We start from the raw sequence: 14,319 nt of genomic DNA, 5'->3' as shown, positions 1-14,319 counted from the left end.
GTCTACGCAGGGACATGCCACTTGTTGCTGGGGCGGGCACGGAAGGCCATCGACGTGCTCGAGACGGCAGTGACGACGCTGGAGCTCGACCACGCCAACATCAACGTCTCGCTTGCCGCGACGGTAGACCTCGCCAGCGCCCACGCCGAAGCAGGGGACCTTCAACGCTCCTGCACCCTGCTGGCTAGCACCTACGAACGTCTGAAGATCAGCGGCAACCACCGCGGCATAGCACGGGCACAGCGCGCCCGACAGCGCTTGGACCGTTGGCGAGCTGAGCCGGTGGTACTTGAGCTTGAAGAGCGGATGACCGCTTAGCTCGCAGCTGGGCGCGTCCCTGACGACACCAGCGACTTGATGGCTTCTATGACACCGCCAGCATCGAGACTGTTCAGGATCGCGTCAGGACGATGAACAGCTAGCTCCTCGGTTCCGGCCCGGTGAGCGACCACGACGACATGAAAGCCGGCGTGCCGAGCACATGCGATGTCGTTGGGGGCATCCCCCACGATGACCGTCCGGCCACGATTAACGGGGCGGCCATAGACCTCGGCGTATCGTCGGGCTACCACAGCGGGAAGTTCGAAGCGATCACGTTCGTCCGACCCAAACCCGCCGACCCGCAGATCCAAATACTTGTCCAGACCGGCCACCTGCAGCTTCACTTCGGCAGCCGACCGCAGATTGCCGGTCAAGACTGTCTGTACGAAGCCCTGGTGATGCAGCGCGGCGATACTGGCCGCTGCTCCCGGATACGGCGGCTGAACCTCGGCCAGCTCCTGCCGCCCTTGCTCCATGACAGCGGCAAGGGCTTCACGGAACACCGGAATTCCCGACTCGGCACGGGACGGGTCAACGCCGGACGCGGTCGCCGTGTCGATCGCGATCGACTCGTCGGTGTATCCGTGCACCTTCTTGTCGGGAAAGACGACCGCCGACTCCGTGATGCCGAACGCGCGGGAGATCGCCCGGCGCAGCCAGCGCAGGTCGGCAGGGATGAGCGTCCCGTCAACGTCCCAGATCACCAGACCCGCGTCACCAGCCACCATGCCGCCATGCTCGCACACAAGTTACGCCGTGGACCTATGTGCCTTGGCCATTGAGTGCCTCGCTCTGGGCAAGGCCGATGTTCTTGCTGGCATTTCCGACCAGGAATAGTCCGACGCCGATGATTCCGGCCGTAAGGAGGCTCCACGGATCACCCAAGGTGAGCCGGATCAAGCCGTACACGATGAGAACGACGATCGTCGCTAGGGCGATGCGACGTACCCAGCCGCTCGTCTGGCGTGCCGTCATGAGCGATGATCGCGCGATGGTCTGGCCGGTCAGGGTTCGGCGGACGTGCCGGGTCGCGATCAAGAGCACGATGGCGCCGATCTGGATCACGGCGCCGCCTACGGCGAGGGGCAGCCCTGGTAGTTCGCCGGCCGTGATGAGGCTGATTCCTCCGGCGGTGAAGAAGGTCGTCAGCACAACGATGATGACGACGGCGATGGTCATGCGTTGGGCGGCTCGTCGCAGGAGTGCCGGGTCAGGTACGTGGACACGATCGTTGCTCATGGCATCTCCCGCGGGCCGGTCTATGAGGTGCGTAGGTGCCAGTTGGTGGTGTTGTCGCCGCTGAGGCTGCCGTCGGCGATGACGTCGTTGGTGGAGCGGGGCCAGTGCCCGGCGGGGAAGCCGTCGTTGTTCTCGACGCGCTGGAGCAGGTCTTTGTATTGGCTGGAGATGGCGGTCAGGTAGGTGATGGCCGCGGTGACGACGGCGGTGATGATCCCGAGGACTTTCAGGGTGGAGGCGCCGGCTCCGGCTGCCGCGGGTGGGGCGCCGACACCGGTGGAGGCGGCGGCGCCCCAGCCGGTCAGTTCGATGATGTACGGCACGATGGCGGCTAGTACGCCGAGCCAGAACGCGATGATGCCGCCGGCGACCTTGGTGAGGGCGTCGTCGATGTCGGCGGTGGCGGCCACGATCGCCGCGAGTGCTTTGCCCTGGTCGGGAAGGGTGCCGAGGTAGGCGGTCGCGGCGGGGCCCTGCCATCGTTCGTCGATGTCGGTCTGGCCGGTGGTGGCTTGCGAGATCAGGTCGCTGACGGGTTTGCCGACTTCTTTGACCCAGTCGGTGCCGTGGTTCCACAAGGTCCAGGGCACGCCGGGCCGGGTGAAGAACTTCCCGATCTCCGAGAGCAGCTTCTGGACCAGGTCGACGAACCGGGTGAGCAGATCGGCCACGTCGTCCCAGAGCGGGCCGAGCCACTGACCGACACGGTTGCAGGCGTCGACGATGGCGTCGGTCAGCTCGACGACTTTCTGCAGGCTGTCGTCGACGCGGCGTAGCGCGTCGTTGAACTCGCCTTCCGACAGCGGCAGCGCGACTGCCATGTCTGTTCCCCCGGTCAGTAGATGCTTTTCATGCGGTGCACGGCGTTGATCTCGTCCTGTTCGTAGCCGTCGGCTGCGTCGTTGAGGGCGGTGGAAAGGGCGAGGAAGTTAGCGGCGCCTTCGTTGAGCAGCGTGTAGAGCCGGTGCTGCAGCTGTTGGTAGACCTCGGCGAGGCCGAGCTGGTCGGCGAGGTAGGAGAAGTGCAGGGCGTTCAGTTCGAGTCGGGCTGCCACTGCGGCCGCGTCGACCAGCTTGTCCTTGCCGGCAGCCCAGGTGTCGGCGTCCTTGCGTAGTGCCTGGATCGCGGCCTGGATCTGCTGCTCGGTGGGTGGCATGACTACCCCTTCGGTTGGGTGTCGGGGATCGCTGGCAGGCCCAGCGTGGCCAGCAGTGCGGTGGGGTTGCCGCTGATCCGGTCGAGGTCGGGGAACGGCCACTGGCCGGTGGTCTCGTGAGCGCTGCGGTCGATCGCGGCGTACCCGTCGGTGATCGCTGCGGTCAGCGACGTGCCGAGCTCGCGGGCGTCGGCGTCAGCCGCCCAGGTCTCGTCGATGCTCAGGTCGGTCAGCTCGCCGCCGCCGGTGAAGGACGCGCTGACGTGCCTACCCGGGTCACGACCGGTCATGACGGTCTCGCTGCGGGCGGTGGCCGCTCGGATGACGTCGTCGAGCCGGTCGGTCGCGTCTTGCAGCAGCGACCACAACCGGCGGATCGACTCGTGCGACGACTCGTCGGCCGGTCCGACCCCCGCCCCTGCATCGGCCGGTGCTTCCGGCGCGCCATCGCTCAGCACGGAGCCTTGCTGGTGCGAATCGGGGCTGACGGTCGTTCGGCCGATCTCGGCCGCCCAGGTCTCCAGGCGCCGGCTGCTCGCTTCCCGATAAGCCGCCAGCACCGCGGCGCTGAGGTCGTCAGGGCTGATCCGTGACTGCCACTGCGGGTCGACGTCCACGGAGGCGATCCTGCCGAGCGACGCCAGCACCACGCGTACCTTCTCGGACGGGTCGCGACCCGACGCCTCGGCCGCTGCGGCCTCGGCGGCCGCGAACCTGCCGGCTAGGACTGCCGCATCGCGTTGCAGGCCCTGGAGCTCGGGAAAGAAACCCGGGCGTGCCTCACCAGTCGGCTCTGCCACAGATCAACTCCGAACATGCGCGGACACGAGGAAAGCCCACCGTAACGGACCGGCCGCGCCGGCCGCTGTCCCGCACGAACGGGTGCGACGCGCGAGCGCCAGCAGGGTCGCGCCGGCTGCCCCGCACGGTGAACACGTCGCCGACGGGTGCAGTGACACCTGCGCCGTCCGCGCAGGCTGGACCGTGTCAGGACGCCGGATGGTCCGGCGCGCCGGGCACCGGGCGTACGCCGTCATGGTCGTCCATCCAGCTGGGCCGCTCACGGAGGTAGCCGAGGTCCAGTCCGGCGCGGCCGGTGTGCGCGAGGGCCGTGCCTTCCTCAGGGCTGAGACGGGTGTACCAGGACGTCAGGTCGTCGTGCCCGCCGGCCCAGTTCACGTACTCGCTGAAGCGGTAGAACCAGTACCCGCCGCAGACGCAGACTTTCAGTGCCTCGAGGTCGTGGTGGGACTCGTACAGCACCCGCACAGTGCGCAGGCTGACGGTGTCACAGCAGTCCAGGAATGTCGGCTCCCGCATCAGGATCTCCTCCCGGGATTCGGGTTCAGGCGGCGAGGATGGCAGTGAAGCGCCGCTGCGCGAGGTCGAGTTGCCGGCGGATGTGGTCCTTGACCTGCGGATCGAGGGGTGTGTCCGGGCGGTGGAGGAGTGCGCGCAGGATCGGCACGGCGCCGGTGTATTTGCGGGCGGAGCGCTGCACCTTGGGTCCGACGGTGTGGATGATGCCGACGCCGTTGTCGGTGAAGTCGGACAGCTTGATGACCCTCGCCCACGGGTCGTCGGCCAGGGCCGTAGCGAGGTGGTCGAGGTACTGCCGGACCCGGTCCACGCCGGCCTCGGGTTCAGGGTTGGTGACCGCGTCGACGAGCCGGGCGACGCGCGGGCCGTAGCGGGTGGTGAGAACAGCGAATGCCTGCTCGCGTGGTGGGGGTCCGTGCCCGGTCGGCAGGCCGGTCATGGTCCAGGGCTGGTCCTCGACGGCGTCGTGCATCAGCGCCGTGATCAGGATGTCCGGGTCGGTGACGCGGTAGTAGCACAGGATCCGCAGCGTGACCCGCAGCAGATGATTGACGTACGGCTCGCGGGTACGTCGCTGCCCGGCGTGTAGCTGCGCGGCCCAGGTAGCGGCGTCCTCGACGACGCACCGGTCGAGGGCGGGTAGCTGGTCTAGTTCGAGGGTGAGGCGCTGGCGCAGGCCGGTTTCGCCGTGGATCTCGGTGATGGCGTGCAGCGGCATGACGAGTAGCTGCGCCGCCGGTACGGCGGTGGGCTGGTGCGGTGGTGTGATCATGCTCTGATTGTCGGCCGGTGAGGAATCGGGCGGAACTATGAATCGGCCGTGCTGCTATAGGGTTACTCTATGGCTGAGCCGCGTATCTCGTTCGATGCGTTGGCCGCCTTCGCGGCCTTCGCCGACACCCTGAACCTGACTCGGGCGGCTGCGGTGCTGCACCTGTCGCAGCCGGCCCTGCATGCCAAGATCCAGACGTTGTCGAGGGAGCTGGGGCGGCCGCTGTACGAGAAGGTCGGCCGCCGGCTGGTGCTGACGCCGGACGGTGAGCAGGTCGCCCGGTTCGCCCGTGAGCAGAGCGACCGCGTCGGCCGGCTGCTGGACGACTTGCGGGTGACGCCGTCGACGCGGCCGATCGTGCTGGCGGCCGGTCACGCCGCCTACCTGCACGTGCTGGGCGAGGTCATCCGCACCACCCTCGCCGAACGGCCTGGGAGTCTGCGGCTGCTGCACACGAATCGCGGTGAGATGCTCGACGCGGTCCGCGCCGGCCGCGCTCACCTGGGCGTGTCCGTGCTCGACGCGATCCCCAACGATGTCGTGTCGCTGCCGGTCGCGACGTATCCGCAGGTGGTGCTCGTCCCGCAAAGCCATCGCCTGGCGCGCCGCCGCACCGTGAAACTGAAGGATCTGGCCGGGGAGGAGTTGGTGGTGCCGCCGGAGAACCGGCCGCACCGCGTCAGCCTGGAGCGCGCGATGCGCGCGGCCGACGTGTCGTGGACGGTCGCGGCGGAGATCGAGGGCTGGCCCCTGACCGTGCACTACGCCGCGCTGGGGGTGGGCCTGGCCGTGGTCACCGGCTGCGTGACACCCGCGCCCGGGCTCGTCGCGCGACGGGTCACCGACCTGCCGCAGGTGACCTACCATGCCGTTCACCGCCGCAATGCCGGTGACGATCCGCGCGTGGCGGCCCTACTCACCGCTATCCGCGCCGCCCACACCACAGTGAAACCTCGAAACCAGCGCAGTCCATCCATCCGCTGAGACAAGACGGGCGGGCGCTCTCGACCACTCGACGTCGCGAACCGGAGGCCGCGTGACCGGGGCGCGGGGCGTCAATCGGGTCGCGCGACGCGTGCTGCAGTGAACATCGTCAACGCCGCTACGACGCAGACTGCGACAAGGGCGTAGAGAACGACACGGTCGCCGTAGCCCCAGGCGCCGGCGACCCCGAGGATGGTGCCGATGGCCGTTGCAAAGCCCCCACCGGCGACGAGCGTGGCGCGGGCCACCCCGTGGGAGCCGGATTGTTGCTGGTCAGGGCTTTCTCGTCGGACAGGATTGGTCATGTCGAACTCCTCAGTGTGCGAGCGGCATTGGAACTCGGCACGGCGGCCCGGTTACGGCCGGGCTGCCATCAGGTCATAGGCGGAACAGCGGCAAGACTAGTCGTTGCGCTAGTCGTCACTCAGCAAGGGTCAAAGTGGCGGGCGGCGATCGGCATCACCGTATTGGCGCCAGCGACGTGCCATCCTGGTTGGCTGTGGACAGCGGTTGTCCACAGACGGCTTGTGCCTGCCGGTTTGCCCGTCGTTCATGCGCTAACAGATACGGACGTCATGGCCGCTCGTCGACGATGTCGTGCGACACCTTCACCACATACCCGGCGACCAGCAAACCGGGCAGCCAGCCCGCCTCCGGGCAGCACGGACCGGCGCAGTGTCCGCCACACCGCCCGTCGCATCGCGATGCCGTCGATGACCAGGGAACGCAGGGTGAGCGGCTTACGGGACATGATTTCTCCATTCGGTCGGTGACGGATCAATCTCACCGCCGAACGACCGTTCGCCCGACCCCCTAGCGAACAGTTCTTCCAGCGAACCCCCAGCACCTGCACCAACGGGGGAATCCGGCGCCAGCCGCAGCGAACACGGCCGCTACACCGGTAGCGTGCGCTCGTGCCACCGGTTGGATACGCCCGGGAGTTGCTCGACCTGCTGCGGGAACTGAAGGTCACCGCCGGGAAGCCGTCGCTGCTCGCGATCCAGCAGCGAATGGCCCTCCACGGACGGCCAGCGTCGAAGGGCTACCTCAGCGACATCTTCAACGGCCGCAAGGTGCCCAGAGACGAGATCGCCGTCGCCATAGCCACAGCGCTGCGTGCCGACCCCACAACATTGAAACAGGTACGCCGGCTGGCGCAGGGCGCGGCCGCCGACGCGCGAGCCACCCGATCCCAGCCCACCCCGCCAGCGGCCGCCTGGCAGGACACCTGCGGCTACCTCCACCAGGTACGCGACATCGCTCCCGCCGACGGACTGCGCGACCGTGACGCCGAACTCGCTGAACTGGCGGCCTTCTGCCACAGCGACGACAGCTATCTGTGGTGGCAGGCCGGACCCTGGGCCGGCAAGTCTGCCCTGCTGGCCACCTTCGCACTGAATCCGGCACCGCGCACCGACGTCATCTCCTTTTTCATCACCGCCCGGCTTGCCGACCAATGCGACGCCACCGCCTTCACGAGCGCACTGCACGACCAGCTCACCGCACTGCTCGGCCAGGCGGACCGCACCCAGGACTGGCGCCAGCTGCTAAGCACCGCCACGGAGCGCGCCGCCGCCAGTAGACGACGCCTCGTCCTGGTCGTCGACGGCCTCGACGAGGACCGCGGCAGCCGGGCCGGATCCGGCCTGCCCAGCATCGCGGCCCTGCTGCCAAGGACCCCCGCACCCGCACTGCGCGTCATCGTGGCAAGCCGGCCGCACCCACCACTGCCCGCCGACGTACCCGACGACCATCCCCTGCACCGATGCCAGATCCGCCCGCTGGCCCCCTCGCCCTACGCCGGCGACCTGGCCCGCCGCGCCACCCACGAACTCAACGAAACCCTCAACAGCGACAACGGCGGACGCGACATCCTCGGCCTGATGACCGCCGCCCAGGGCGGCCTTACTCCCGCCGACCTCAGCGACCTGACCGGACAACCGCCCTACACCCTGGACCCGCTACTCGCCGGCGTGCTCGGCCGCACCCTCACCGCACGCACCGACACCGGCCTGATCTTCGCGCATGAAACACTCGCCATCCGGGCCGCCGACCGCTTCGGCACCACTCTCGACCGACACCGCGAACGCATCCACCAGTGGGCCCAGGCGTACGTGGACCGCGGCTGGCCCCAGCAAACCCCGGACTACCTACGCCGCGGCTACCCCTACATGTTGCAAGCCACCGCCGACACGACCCGGCTCACCGAACTCGTCACCGACCCCCGCCGCCACGACTTGCTGCATCGGACGACCGGTGGCGACGCCGCCGCACTCACTGAGATCACAACCGGCTACGAAACTCTCGCCCGCCACGACCCCGGTAACCTACTCGGCCTGCTCCGTATCGCCCACCGACGCGACGAGGTGGCCGCCCGCAACGACGACCTACCGGTAGAACTCGTGACCATCTGGGTCGCTCTAGACCAACCCGCCCGCGCGGCATCGCTGGCCCGCGGCATCGTCAACGTCCACGGCCGTGCCCATGCCCTCGCCACCCTCGTCACCGCACTCATCGAACACGGCGACCTCGACAGCGCCGAACGTGTCACCGCGGACATCGGCACCCCGATCTGGCGTAGCCACGCCCTGCTCGAGCTCGCCGAAGCCGCCGCCACCGCGGGAGACACGAGCCGGGCGGCGGCCCTGGCTACCGCCGCCGAAACGCTCCTCGACGATCTCCACCACGACGCGGCGGCCATCGACCTGGCCCGGCACGCCGCGCTGCGAGCAGCGATCGGTGACGACGCCGTAGCGGCCGAGCTGCTCGACGCCGCCACCAGCACCGCCGACATCCTCTCTGGGAGCGACCTGCACGGCGGCGCCATCACCGCGATCGCGGCAACCATCGCACGCATGGGCGACCAGCAACGCGCCGAAGCCATGATCCGAGGCCTGCCAGACCCGGCCGACCGCGCCACCGGCTACGGCCGACTCGCCGAAACCACGACCACCGGTGCATCACGCCTGCTGGACCTGGCCGAAACCGCACTGCACGCGGTCCCCGCCCCTTGCGACCGCGGCTTCGGCTTCGCCAGCCTGGCCCGCGACAGCGCCACGACTGGCGACCCGCAGCGGGCACGGCGACTGTTCGACGCCGCTCTTGCCATCAGCAGCGCTGTCGACGACGACATGCGCGCGTACGTCCTTCTGCACATCACCGAACAAGCCGCAGCCACAGGCGAGATGGAAGTCGCCGCCGACGCCGCCGAGCTGATGTACGGCATCGACTACGACTGTGCGATCGGCAACCTCGCCGAGGGATGGGCACGCGCCGGTCGGCTCGACGCCGCCGAGGAAGCCCTGACCCTCATCGAAAGCACCTCCGCGCGGATCCACGCCCTGGCAGCCATGGCCGCAGCATCCCTCGCCTCAGCACCGGCCGAAGCCGAACTCCTGGCGATCCGAGCACAGGACGCCGCACGCGCCGACCACGCCCCCCAACGGCGAAGCCTCGCCCTAACCGCCTCCCTGCTCGCCGCAGCCGGACACCACGAACTCGCCATCGACCTCGCCCGCAGCATCAACGGCCCCAGGGAACGGGCGACCGCACTCATCGGCGTGACCACAGCCCTCGCCGACGGCGGGAACCCGGAGCGCGCCCTCGATCTGGCCACCGCAGCCGCCACCGCCATCGCCGAGATCAGAGACGACTATCAGACGGGACGAGCAACCGCAGACATCGCGGCCGCGATCACCACCGCCGGCGACCACCACCGCCCTACTACCCTCACCGCGGCGCTCAACGACCCCGTTCACCGGGTCGACGCCTACACCGCCGCAGCTATCGCCTTGGCCGCCACCGACCCGGCCCAAGCACTCACCGCGGCCCGGCGCGCCCACGACGTCGCCGACCGTATCCCCGACCAGGACGGGCGTGGCTGGACCCTCCTCGGCGTCATACGCGCCTACGCGGCTTCCGGCGCCGACACCCAGGCCCGCGCCGCAGCCGCCACCATCACCGACCCGATGCGCCGCGACCAGGCGGCCCTGATCCTGGCCAAAGCAGCAGCGGCCACCGGTGACTTCCCGGCCGCAGAACACTGGATCGACACGATCACCGACGAATTTATCCACGACGACGCCGTCGCCGAATTGGTCACCGCTCACGCCGCCGCCGGCCATCTGCCCGCCGCCGAGCAACGCCTCGCCGACCTCACGACCGTTACCGCCCGCGCACCTGCCACCACAGCCCTGGCAGTGGCATACGCCCGCCAGAACGACTGGTCTCGAGCCGAAGCCCTGCTCGACCCCGAGAACCGCGACACCCTGCTGATAGCACTCGCCCGAACCGCAGCCGCCACCGGCCACACCGACCGAGCCCGGGGCTACCTCACCACCGCACTGCTCAATGCACCCTGGTACAGCGTCCTGCCCGCCGTCGCTGCTGTCGCCCCCTCGGAGCTCGCCGAGTTCACCCGGTCAGTTCTGCACCCTCCACAACGAGCGGACGCCACGGCACCGTAGGAAAGCGACGCCAGCTAGCTACGCGCACGGTGATGCCAGCAGACAGCAGCACCGGACGACGCAGCATCGGACAACGACCGATCTCAGGGGCGAGCCAGCAGCCGATCCGTACGCGTGGCCAGGGCCGTCCACCGACCGTGACTCGCCCTTCGGTAAGGGCGATGCCGGCGAAACGTCGCGGTGCACAGCACAAATCAGCCGGCAACATCGCCTCCGGATACCGCTGATGTACGGACGGCTCTGGAGGTGACACCTGACTATTTCGGTGCGCGGCGCTGCCCGGTGCCCGCCCACGTCGCGCTGCTACAAGCTCAGGACGCGCATGTGTTGAGCATTGTCTGCAAGGCCGTTTTCTCCGATGCCTGCAGGGTGAGCGCCCAGTACGCCTTCACGGCGATCCACATTTTGGCGTAGGTGCACCGGTAGGAGCTGATTGACGGTTGCCAGGTCGAGGGGTCCTGGTCGCCCTTGGACTGGTTCACGTTGTCGGTGACGGCGATCAGCTGCGGTCGGGTGAGGTCGTTGGCGAAGCTCTGCCGCCGGCTTGTGGTCCAGGAGTTGGCTCCGGAGCGCCATGCCTCGGCGAGCGGCACGACGTGGTCGATGTCGACGTCGGAGGCGGCGGTCCAGGTGGCGCCGTCATACGGCGAGTACCAGCGGCCTGAGGTCGCGGCGCAGGCGCTGTCGGTGACCACGGATGAGCCGTCGCGCTTGAGGACGGTCTCGCGGGTGTTGCAGCTGCCGCTGATGGTGATCCAGTGCGGGAACAGGTCCCGGGAGTAGCCGCTGGTGGAGCCCTGCGTGGCGACGCTGAGTCCGTTCAGCTGCGATTGGGCGGTGGCTTTGGACGGGATGCCGGTCGGGGTGGCCAGCGCCGGGCCGCCGAGCAGGCTGCTGGTCACGGTGATGACGGCCAAGGTGACGGTCCAGTGCAACGCTCGCTTCATGCCGCTCCGATCGCGAGGAGGTGCCGCCGGCGAGTAACCGACGTGTCCCCCGAATATCGATGGAGTTCAGTGTGTGGCGCGACCGGTGTGGTGTGAACATCCCGTAGCCGTCCTACTACTTCGAGGATGCGTACGCTGCACGTCGATCTTCGAGCGGATGCCCCGAGGGTGCGGACCTGGATCGTTGGTGGCATCGATGTGCGCCACGTGCGGGCGGCTCGGCCCGACGAGCGGCTTGCACCGCGATGGTCACGCAACCGGCGCGGCGCTGACCGTGGCGGTCATCGGCGCCGTAGCCAAGGCGGGTCGTCGTGAGGCGCCGCTGTGCGGTCACCCGCTGATCGCTTGGCGCTCTCAGGTGAACTGGCAGGCGGTGGTGTGGACGTGTCGTGCTCGGGTCGTGGGCATAGAACTCAGGAGCATCGCGGTGCCGCTGCACGCCGAGCCGATACGGGCGATCCGAGCCGATGCCGCGCTGTGGGAGCAAGCCAGCACGTGGCCCCCGTTCAGTCCGCGGCGCGGCGAAGAAGCGCTGCCGGAGATCAGCCGGGATCTTCTGGCGGTGGTGCCGGCCGGGGCGGGCTGGGTCGATCACTTCGATGGCCGGTGTTTCCAGCAGGCCGAATATTTGATGGATCCGGTGGCGTACCGCACGCAGGCACGCACGTGGCGCGAACGGGAACGCACGGTGGCCTATCGCATCGTGACCGGCGACGACGTCTTCGCCGACCACGCCCGAACAGGCCAAGGATTTGCGTGGCGGTGCTCAACAAAGGCGTTTCTCGTCGCCGCGGTCCAGCACCTCGACAGCCTGGACGTCGACGCAGTCCGTCAAGGATTCTCCGTCGCGGAGATGGACGCCCTGGGTTTGTACAAGGTGCATGCCGGCGAGGACGACGATAAAGCATTCACCCGCGTACTGACACAGCTGCGCGAGTTCGCCGAGCACCGTCGTACGGTTGCCGCCAAGAATCTGGATTTGATCATTACGCTGTATTGACCGCACGAGTGACGAGTGACGAGTGGTCGCGGTCATGAGCGGTCTGTCTCACGACCGACATGGTTACCGGGGTGTTGCTGTCCAGGCGTGTCACCGACCGCGGCTCGCACAGTTTCACGGCTATCGCGGACCTGAGGGCCGCCAGGGCTCGACGTCGTCGGGGGCCAGGTCTGGGCGAAGGTGGCCGGGCGGCACGGCCCAGCGCTGTCACGGTCGCGATACCGCGCAACTGTGCGGATTCCGGGGATTGATCACCCTCGGCTTGGGGGGCTCGCAGCAGTTTCCCGAGGCTGTATATCGAGCCCAGCGTGTCCGGGTGCTCGTCGCCCAGCACCCGCCGCTGTACCGCCAAGACCTGCTCGTGCGGCTCCCGCGCCGCTTGTAACTTCCCTACCTCCCGCAGCACGAGCGCGAGGTTGTTCATCGAGATCAGCGTGGACGGATGGTCATCGCCGGATAGACGCTGGGACACCGCCAATTCCTGCTCGAGCAACCCCCGCCGCTCGCAGCTAACCGATCTCCGCCATCGCGAGCGAAAGCATGCCCATCGAGATCAGCGTGTCCAGATGCTCCTCGCCAGTAGGCGAGCGTCAACCTCGACGGCGTCAGTCAGCCGCCGACGGGCGGCGCGGTACTCGCCTCGGTACAGCAGATACATCCCGGACTGGGATTGCAGAACGCGCGTCATTCGCCGACCTGCTCGTCACCTGTGCGTGCCGGCGCCCGACGCTGCCAGCATCCGGTCATGCTATGCAACGCACCCGGTCACGCTCTCGAATAGCAGGTCATTTTATGCGAAGTTGACAGAGCCGAAAATCGATCTTAATCCACCAGGTGCCTCCAGGCGTATAGCTACGTGGCGGACTGCATGGTGGCCTCCAGCCTCCTATCCGGTTATTGCTGTGCGTGAATGAGTTGTAGCTCATAGTCGCGCGTCCAGTCATAATGCAGTCAGGAGCGAACTAGGGAGTCCGAATGATGGCCGGGGAGGTTCGGGCGGCAACGCCTGTTCGACGATCGTTCCAGATGCTGACGCCCGCACTGGCATTGATCATTTTCGCGGCCAGTATGATCGGCGTGATCGCCTCTCCAGCTGTGATGCGCCGACTCTATGGCGGGGGCGACTACTCGGTCAGCGCCGACGTGGGTCAAGCCTACGGCGGGGCATCCGCAGTGGTTGCCTGTATCGCCCTCTTCGTCGTGACCGCGTCGATGCTCCTGCAATACCGCCAGCTCAAGGAGGTCCGGCGGGACGCCGCCGCCGACTTCGCCGAGGAATTGGTCCTTCTGGCCATGGAAAACCCGAAGTACCGGCAATGCTGGGGGTCTCGCGTCGCACCGACCGGCGTCGATGAAGATCTTTTCTTCTACTGCAGCAAGGTGATCAAGAATTGGGCGCGATTGTGGGACCTCGGTGTTCTTGACGAGACCCAGGCGCGCGAATACCTACGTGCGTTCTTTGACGCCGAGGTTCCTCGCATGTTCTGGGAGAAGCACAGCGAGTGGCATCGGCGTGGGCATGGCCGCGGCCATCGGGAGCACTTCCGCGACTTGGTGAACGACGAGTACCTTCGGGCCTTGCGGGCCGGCCGTCCATCACGGAGCCGTGAATTTTGCGGGCCGGTACCGGGTGATCCAGACTCGTCGCCGCGTCCAGCGCATTAGTTACAGCTCGTCGGCCTTGACGGCGTCGAGGAAGAAACGCCATTCGTTTGCGTCGAAGACGAGTACCGTCTCGGGCGTAGTCGAGTTCCGCATTCTCACCTGAGTGCCACGGTCAATGACAGACAATTCGACACAGTGCCCCTCGCCAACGCAGGAACGGCTGCGCCGCCATTCTCCTTCAACCGCGCCGAACTGTTCCGCGGGCATCATCCTTGTCGACTCCTGACAGACGGGGCTCAGTGAGCCGTCAAAGCGGTTACGAGAAGTAGACGCTAGCAGCCGGCAATGCGTCGATCCCCCAGAACAGGAATACTGCAGCACCGTAGGTCAACCACCCCAACAGCCACCACGTAAGCTACCGGACTACCTTTCAATCGGGCTTCCGGGGGTAGCACACAAGGGTCGGCTCGACCTGTGGCGATGCATCGGGTGATGACGGCCTATGTCTC

The 14,319-nt window shown here is 67.7% G+C and carries 16 protein-coding genes; 5 read left to right on the top strand and 11 right to left on the bottom strand.

All coding sequences use genetic code 11. From position 1 onward, the window contains the following. Nucleotides 1-54: 54 nt before the first annotated feature. On the top strand, nt 55-318 hold the full coding sequence (locus tag AB0C29_RS00205) for a hypothetical protein (RefSeq protein ID WP_360813450.1): 264 nt from the start codon (nt 55-57) through the stop codon (nt 316-318). Here AB0C29_RS00205 and AB0C29_RS00200 read toward each other — a convergent pair. The 7 genes from AB0C29_RS00200 to AB0C29_RS00170 all read right to left on the bottom strand — a co-directional run bounded on the left by AB0C29_RS00200 (nt 315) and on the right by AB0C29_RS00170 (nt 4,808). Next, nucleotides 315-1,049, bottom strand: a complete 735-nt coding sequence (locus AB0C29_RS00200; RefSeq protein WP_360813448.1) for a haloacid dehalogenase-like hydrolase — start codon at nt 1,047-1,049, stop codon at nt 315-317. The two genes, AB0C29_RS00205 and AB0C29_RS00200, sit on opposite strands and share 4 nt — an antisense overlap. Before the next feature lie 34 nt (nt 1,050-1,083). Beyond that, nucleotides 1,084-1,500, bottom strand: coding sequence for a hypothetical protein (locus tag AB0C29_RS00195; RefSeq protein ID WP_360813446.1), 417 nt, complete (start codon nt 1,498-1,500; stop codon nt 1,084-1,086). A gap of 80 nt (nt 1,501-1,580) precedes the next feature. Further along, the gene (locus AB0C29_RS00190; protein WP_360813444.1) at nt 1,581-2,381 is read right to left on the bottom strand and encodes a hypothetical protein; all 801 of its coding nucleotides are present in this window, start codon (nt 2,379-2,381) and stop codon (nt 1,581-1,583) included. A gap of 14 nt (nt 2,382-2,395) precedes the next feature. Continuing rightward, nucleotides 2,396-2,716, bottom strand: a complete 321-nt coding sequence (locus AB0C29_RS00185) for a hypothetical protein (protein ID WP_360813442.1) — start codon at nt 2,714-2,716, stop codon at nt 2,396-2,398. A gap of 2 nt (nt 2,717-2,718) precedes the next feature. After that, nucleotides 2,719-3,516, bottom strand: coding sequence for a YbaB/EbfC family nucleoid-associated protein (locus AB0C29_RS00180; protein ID WP_360813440.1), 798 nt, complete (start codon nt 3,514-3,516; stop codon nt 2,719-2,721). A 187-nt stretch (nt 3,517-3,703) separates the two neighbouring features. Continuing rightward, a complete protein-coding gene (locus AB0C29_RS00175) occupies nt 3,704-4,036 on the bottom strand; it encodes a hypothetical protein (protein WP_360813438.1) in 333 nt (110 codons plus the stop codon). 25 nt (nt 4,037-4,061) lie between these two features. Then, nucleotides 4,062-4,808: an HD domain-containing protein gene (locus AB0C29_RS00170; RefSeq protein WP_360813436.1), complete on the bottom strand. Its 747-nt coding sequence runs from the start codon at nt 4,806-4,808 to the stop codon at nt 4,062-4,064. A 99-nt stretch (nt 4,809-4,907) separates the two neighbouring features. On the opposite strand from AB0C29_RS00170, the gene AB0C29_RS00165 reads away from it, so the two are divergent. Continuing rightward, nucleotides 4,908-5,792 carry a LysR family transcriptional regulator gene (locus tag AB0C29_RS00165; protein WP_360813435.1) on the top strand — a complete coding sequence of 295 codons (885 nt, stop codon included), beginning with the start codon at nt 4,908-4,910 and terminating at the stop codon, nt 5,790-5,792. Between the two features lie 71 nt (nt 5,793-5,863). On the opposite strand, the gene AB0C29_RS00160 is transcribed toward AB0C29_RS00165, so the two are convergent. Beyond that, nucleotides 5,864-6,097, bottom strand: coding sequence for a hypothetical protein (locus AB0C29_RS00160; RefSeq protein WP_360813433.1), 234 nt, complete (start codon nt 6,095-6,097; stop codon nt 5,864-5,866). A gap of 636 nt (nt 6,098-6,733) precedes the next feature. Here AB0C29_RS00160 and AB0C29_RS00155 point away from each other — a divergent pair. After that, the gene (locus AB0C29_RS00155) at nt 6,734-10,258 is read left to right on the top strand and encodes a hypothetical protein (RefSeq protein WP_360813431.1); all 3,525 of its coding nucleotides are present in this window, start codon (nt 6,734-6,736) and stop codon (nt 10,256-10,258) included. A gap of 311 nt (nt 10,259-10,569) precedes the next feature. On the opposite strand, the gene AB0C29_RS00150 is transcribed toward AB0C29_RS00155, so the two are convergent. Beyond that, on the bottom strand, nt 10,570-11,205 hold the full coding sequence (locus AB0C29_RS00150; RefSeq protein ID WP_360813429.1) for an HNH endonuclease family protein: 636 nt from the start codon (nt 11,203-11,205) through the stop codon (nt 10,570-10,572). Nucleotides 11,206-11,392: 187 nt separating this feature from the next. Here AB0C29_RS00150 and AB0C29_RS00145 point away from each other — a divergent pair, with 187 nt between their 5' ends. Continuing rightward, the gene (locus AB0C29_RS00145; protein ID WP_360813427.1) at nt 11,393-12,205 is read left to right on the top strand and encodes a hypothetical protein; all 813 of its coding nucleotides are present in this window, start codon (nt 11,393-11,395) and stop codon (nt 12,203-12,205) included. Here AB0C29_RS00145 and AB0C29_RS00140 read toward each other — a convergent pair. Further along, nucleotides 12,192-12,698 (bottom strand): tetratricopeptide repeat protein, encoded by a 507-nt coding sequence (locus AB0C29_RS00140; protein WP_360813425.1) that lies wholly within the window; start codon nt 12,696-12,698, stop codon nt 12,192-12,194. The two genes, AB0C29_RS00145 and AB0C29_RS00140, sit on opposite strands and share 14 nt — an antisense overlap. A 482-nt stretch (nt 12,699-13,180) precedes the next feature. Here AB0C29_RS00140 and AB0C29_RS00135 point away from each other — a divergent pair, with 482 nt between their 5' ends. Beyond that, complete coding sequence (locus tag AB0C29_RS00135; protein WP_360813423.1) at nt 13,181-13,870, top strand: DUF6082 family protein; 690 nt, start codon at nt 13,181-13,183, stop codon at nt 13,868-13,870. Here the strand turns inward: AB0C29_RS00135 and AB0C29_RS00130 are convergent, their stop codons facing one another. After that, nucleotides 13,871-14,077 carry a DUF397 domain-containing protein gene (locus AB0C29_RS00130; protein ID WP_360813515.1) on the bottom strand — a complete coding sequence of 69 codons (207 nt, stop codon included), beginning with the start codon at nt 14,075-14,077 and terminating at the stop codon, nt 13,871-13,873. Nucleotides 14,078-14,319: the final 242 nt, after the last annotated feature.

This window comes from Actinoplanes sp. NPDC048791, from assembly GCF_040650095.1.
Classification (GTDB): domain Bacteria; phylum Actinomycetota; class Actinomycetes; order Mycobacteriales; family Micromonosporaceae; genus Actinoplanes.
This window is presented reverse-complemented; position numbering and strand designations above follow the sequence as displayed.

What these genes read in the sequence shown, in the direction of transcription:
- AB0C29_RS00150 (WP_360813429.1), bottom strand. Translation starts at nt 11,205, where the DNA reads ATGAAGCGAGCGTTGCACTGGACCGTCACCTTGGCCGTCATCACCGTG.
- AB0C29_RS00175 (WP_360813438.1), bottom strand. Translation starts at nt 4,036, where the DNA reads ATGCGGGAGCCGACATTCCTGGACTGCTGTGACACCGTCAGCCTGCGC.
- AB0C29_RS00185 (WP_360813442.1), bottom strand. Translation starts at nt 2,716, where the DNA reads ATGCCACCCACCGAGCAGCAGATCCAGGCCGCGATCCAGGCACTACGC.
- AB0C29_RS00200 (WP_360813448.1), bottom strand. Translation starts at nt 1,049, where the DNA reads ATGGTGGCTGGTGACGCGGGTCTGGTGATCTGGGACGTTGACGGGACG.
- AB0C29_RS00170 (WP_360813436.1), bottom strand. Translation starts at nt 4,808, where the DNA reads ATGATCACACCACCGCACCAGCCCACCGCCGTACCGGCGGCGCAGCTA.
- AB0C29_RS00190 (WP_360813444.1), bottom strand. Translation starts at nt 2,381, where the DNA reads ATGGCAGTCGCGCTGCCGCTGTCGGAAGGCGAGTTCAACGACGCGCTA.
- AB0C29_RS00160 (WP_360813433.1), bottom strand. Translation starts at nt 6,097, where the DNA reads ATGACCAATCCTGTCCGACGAGAAAGCCCTGACCAGCAACAATCCGGC.
- AB0C29_RS00135 (WP_360813423.1), top strand. Translation starts at nt 13,181, where the DNA reads ATGATGGCCGGGGAGGTTCGGGCGGCAACGCCTGTTCGACGATCGTTC.
- AB0C29_RS00195 (WP_360813446.1), bottom strand. Translation starts at nt 1,500, where the DNA reads ATGACCATCGCCGTCGTCATCATCGTTGTGCTGACGACCTTCTTCACC.
- AB0C29_RS00130 (WP_360813515.1), bottom strand. Translation starts at nt 14,077, where the DNA reads ATGCCCGCGGAACAGTTCGGCGCGGTTGAAGGAGAATGGCGGCGCAGC.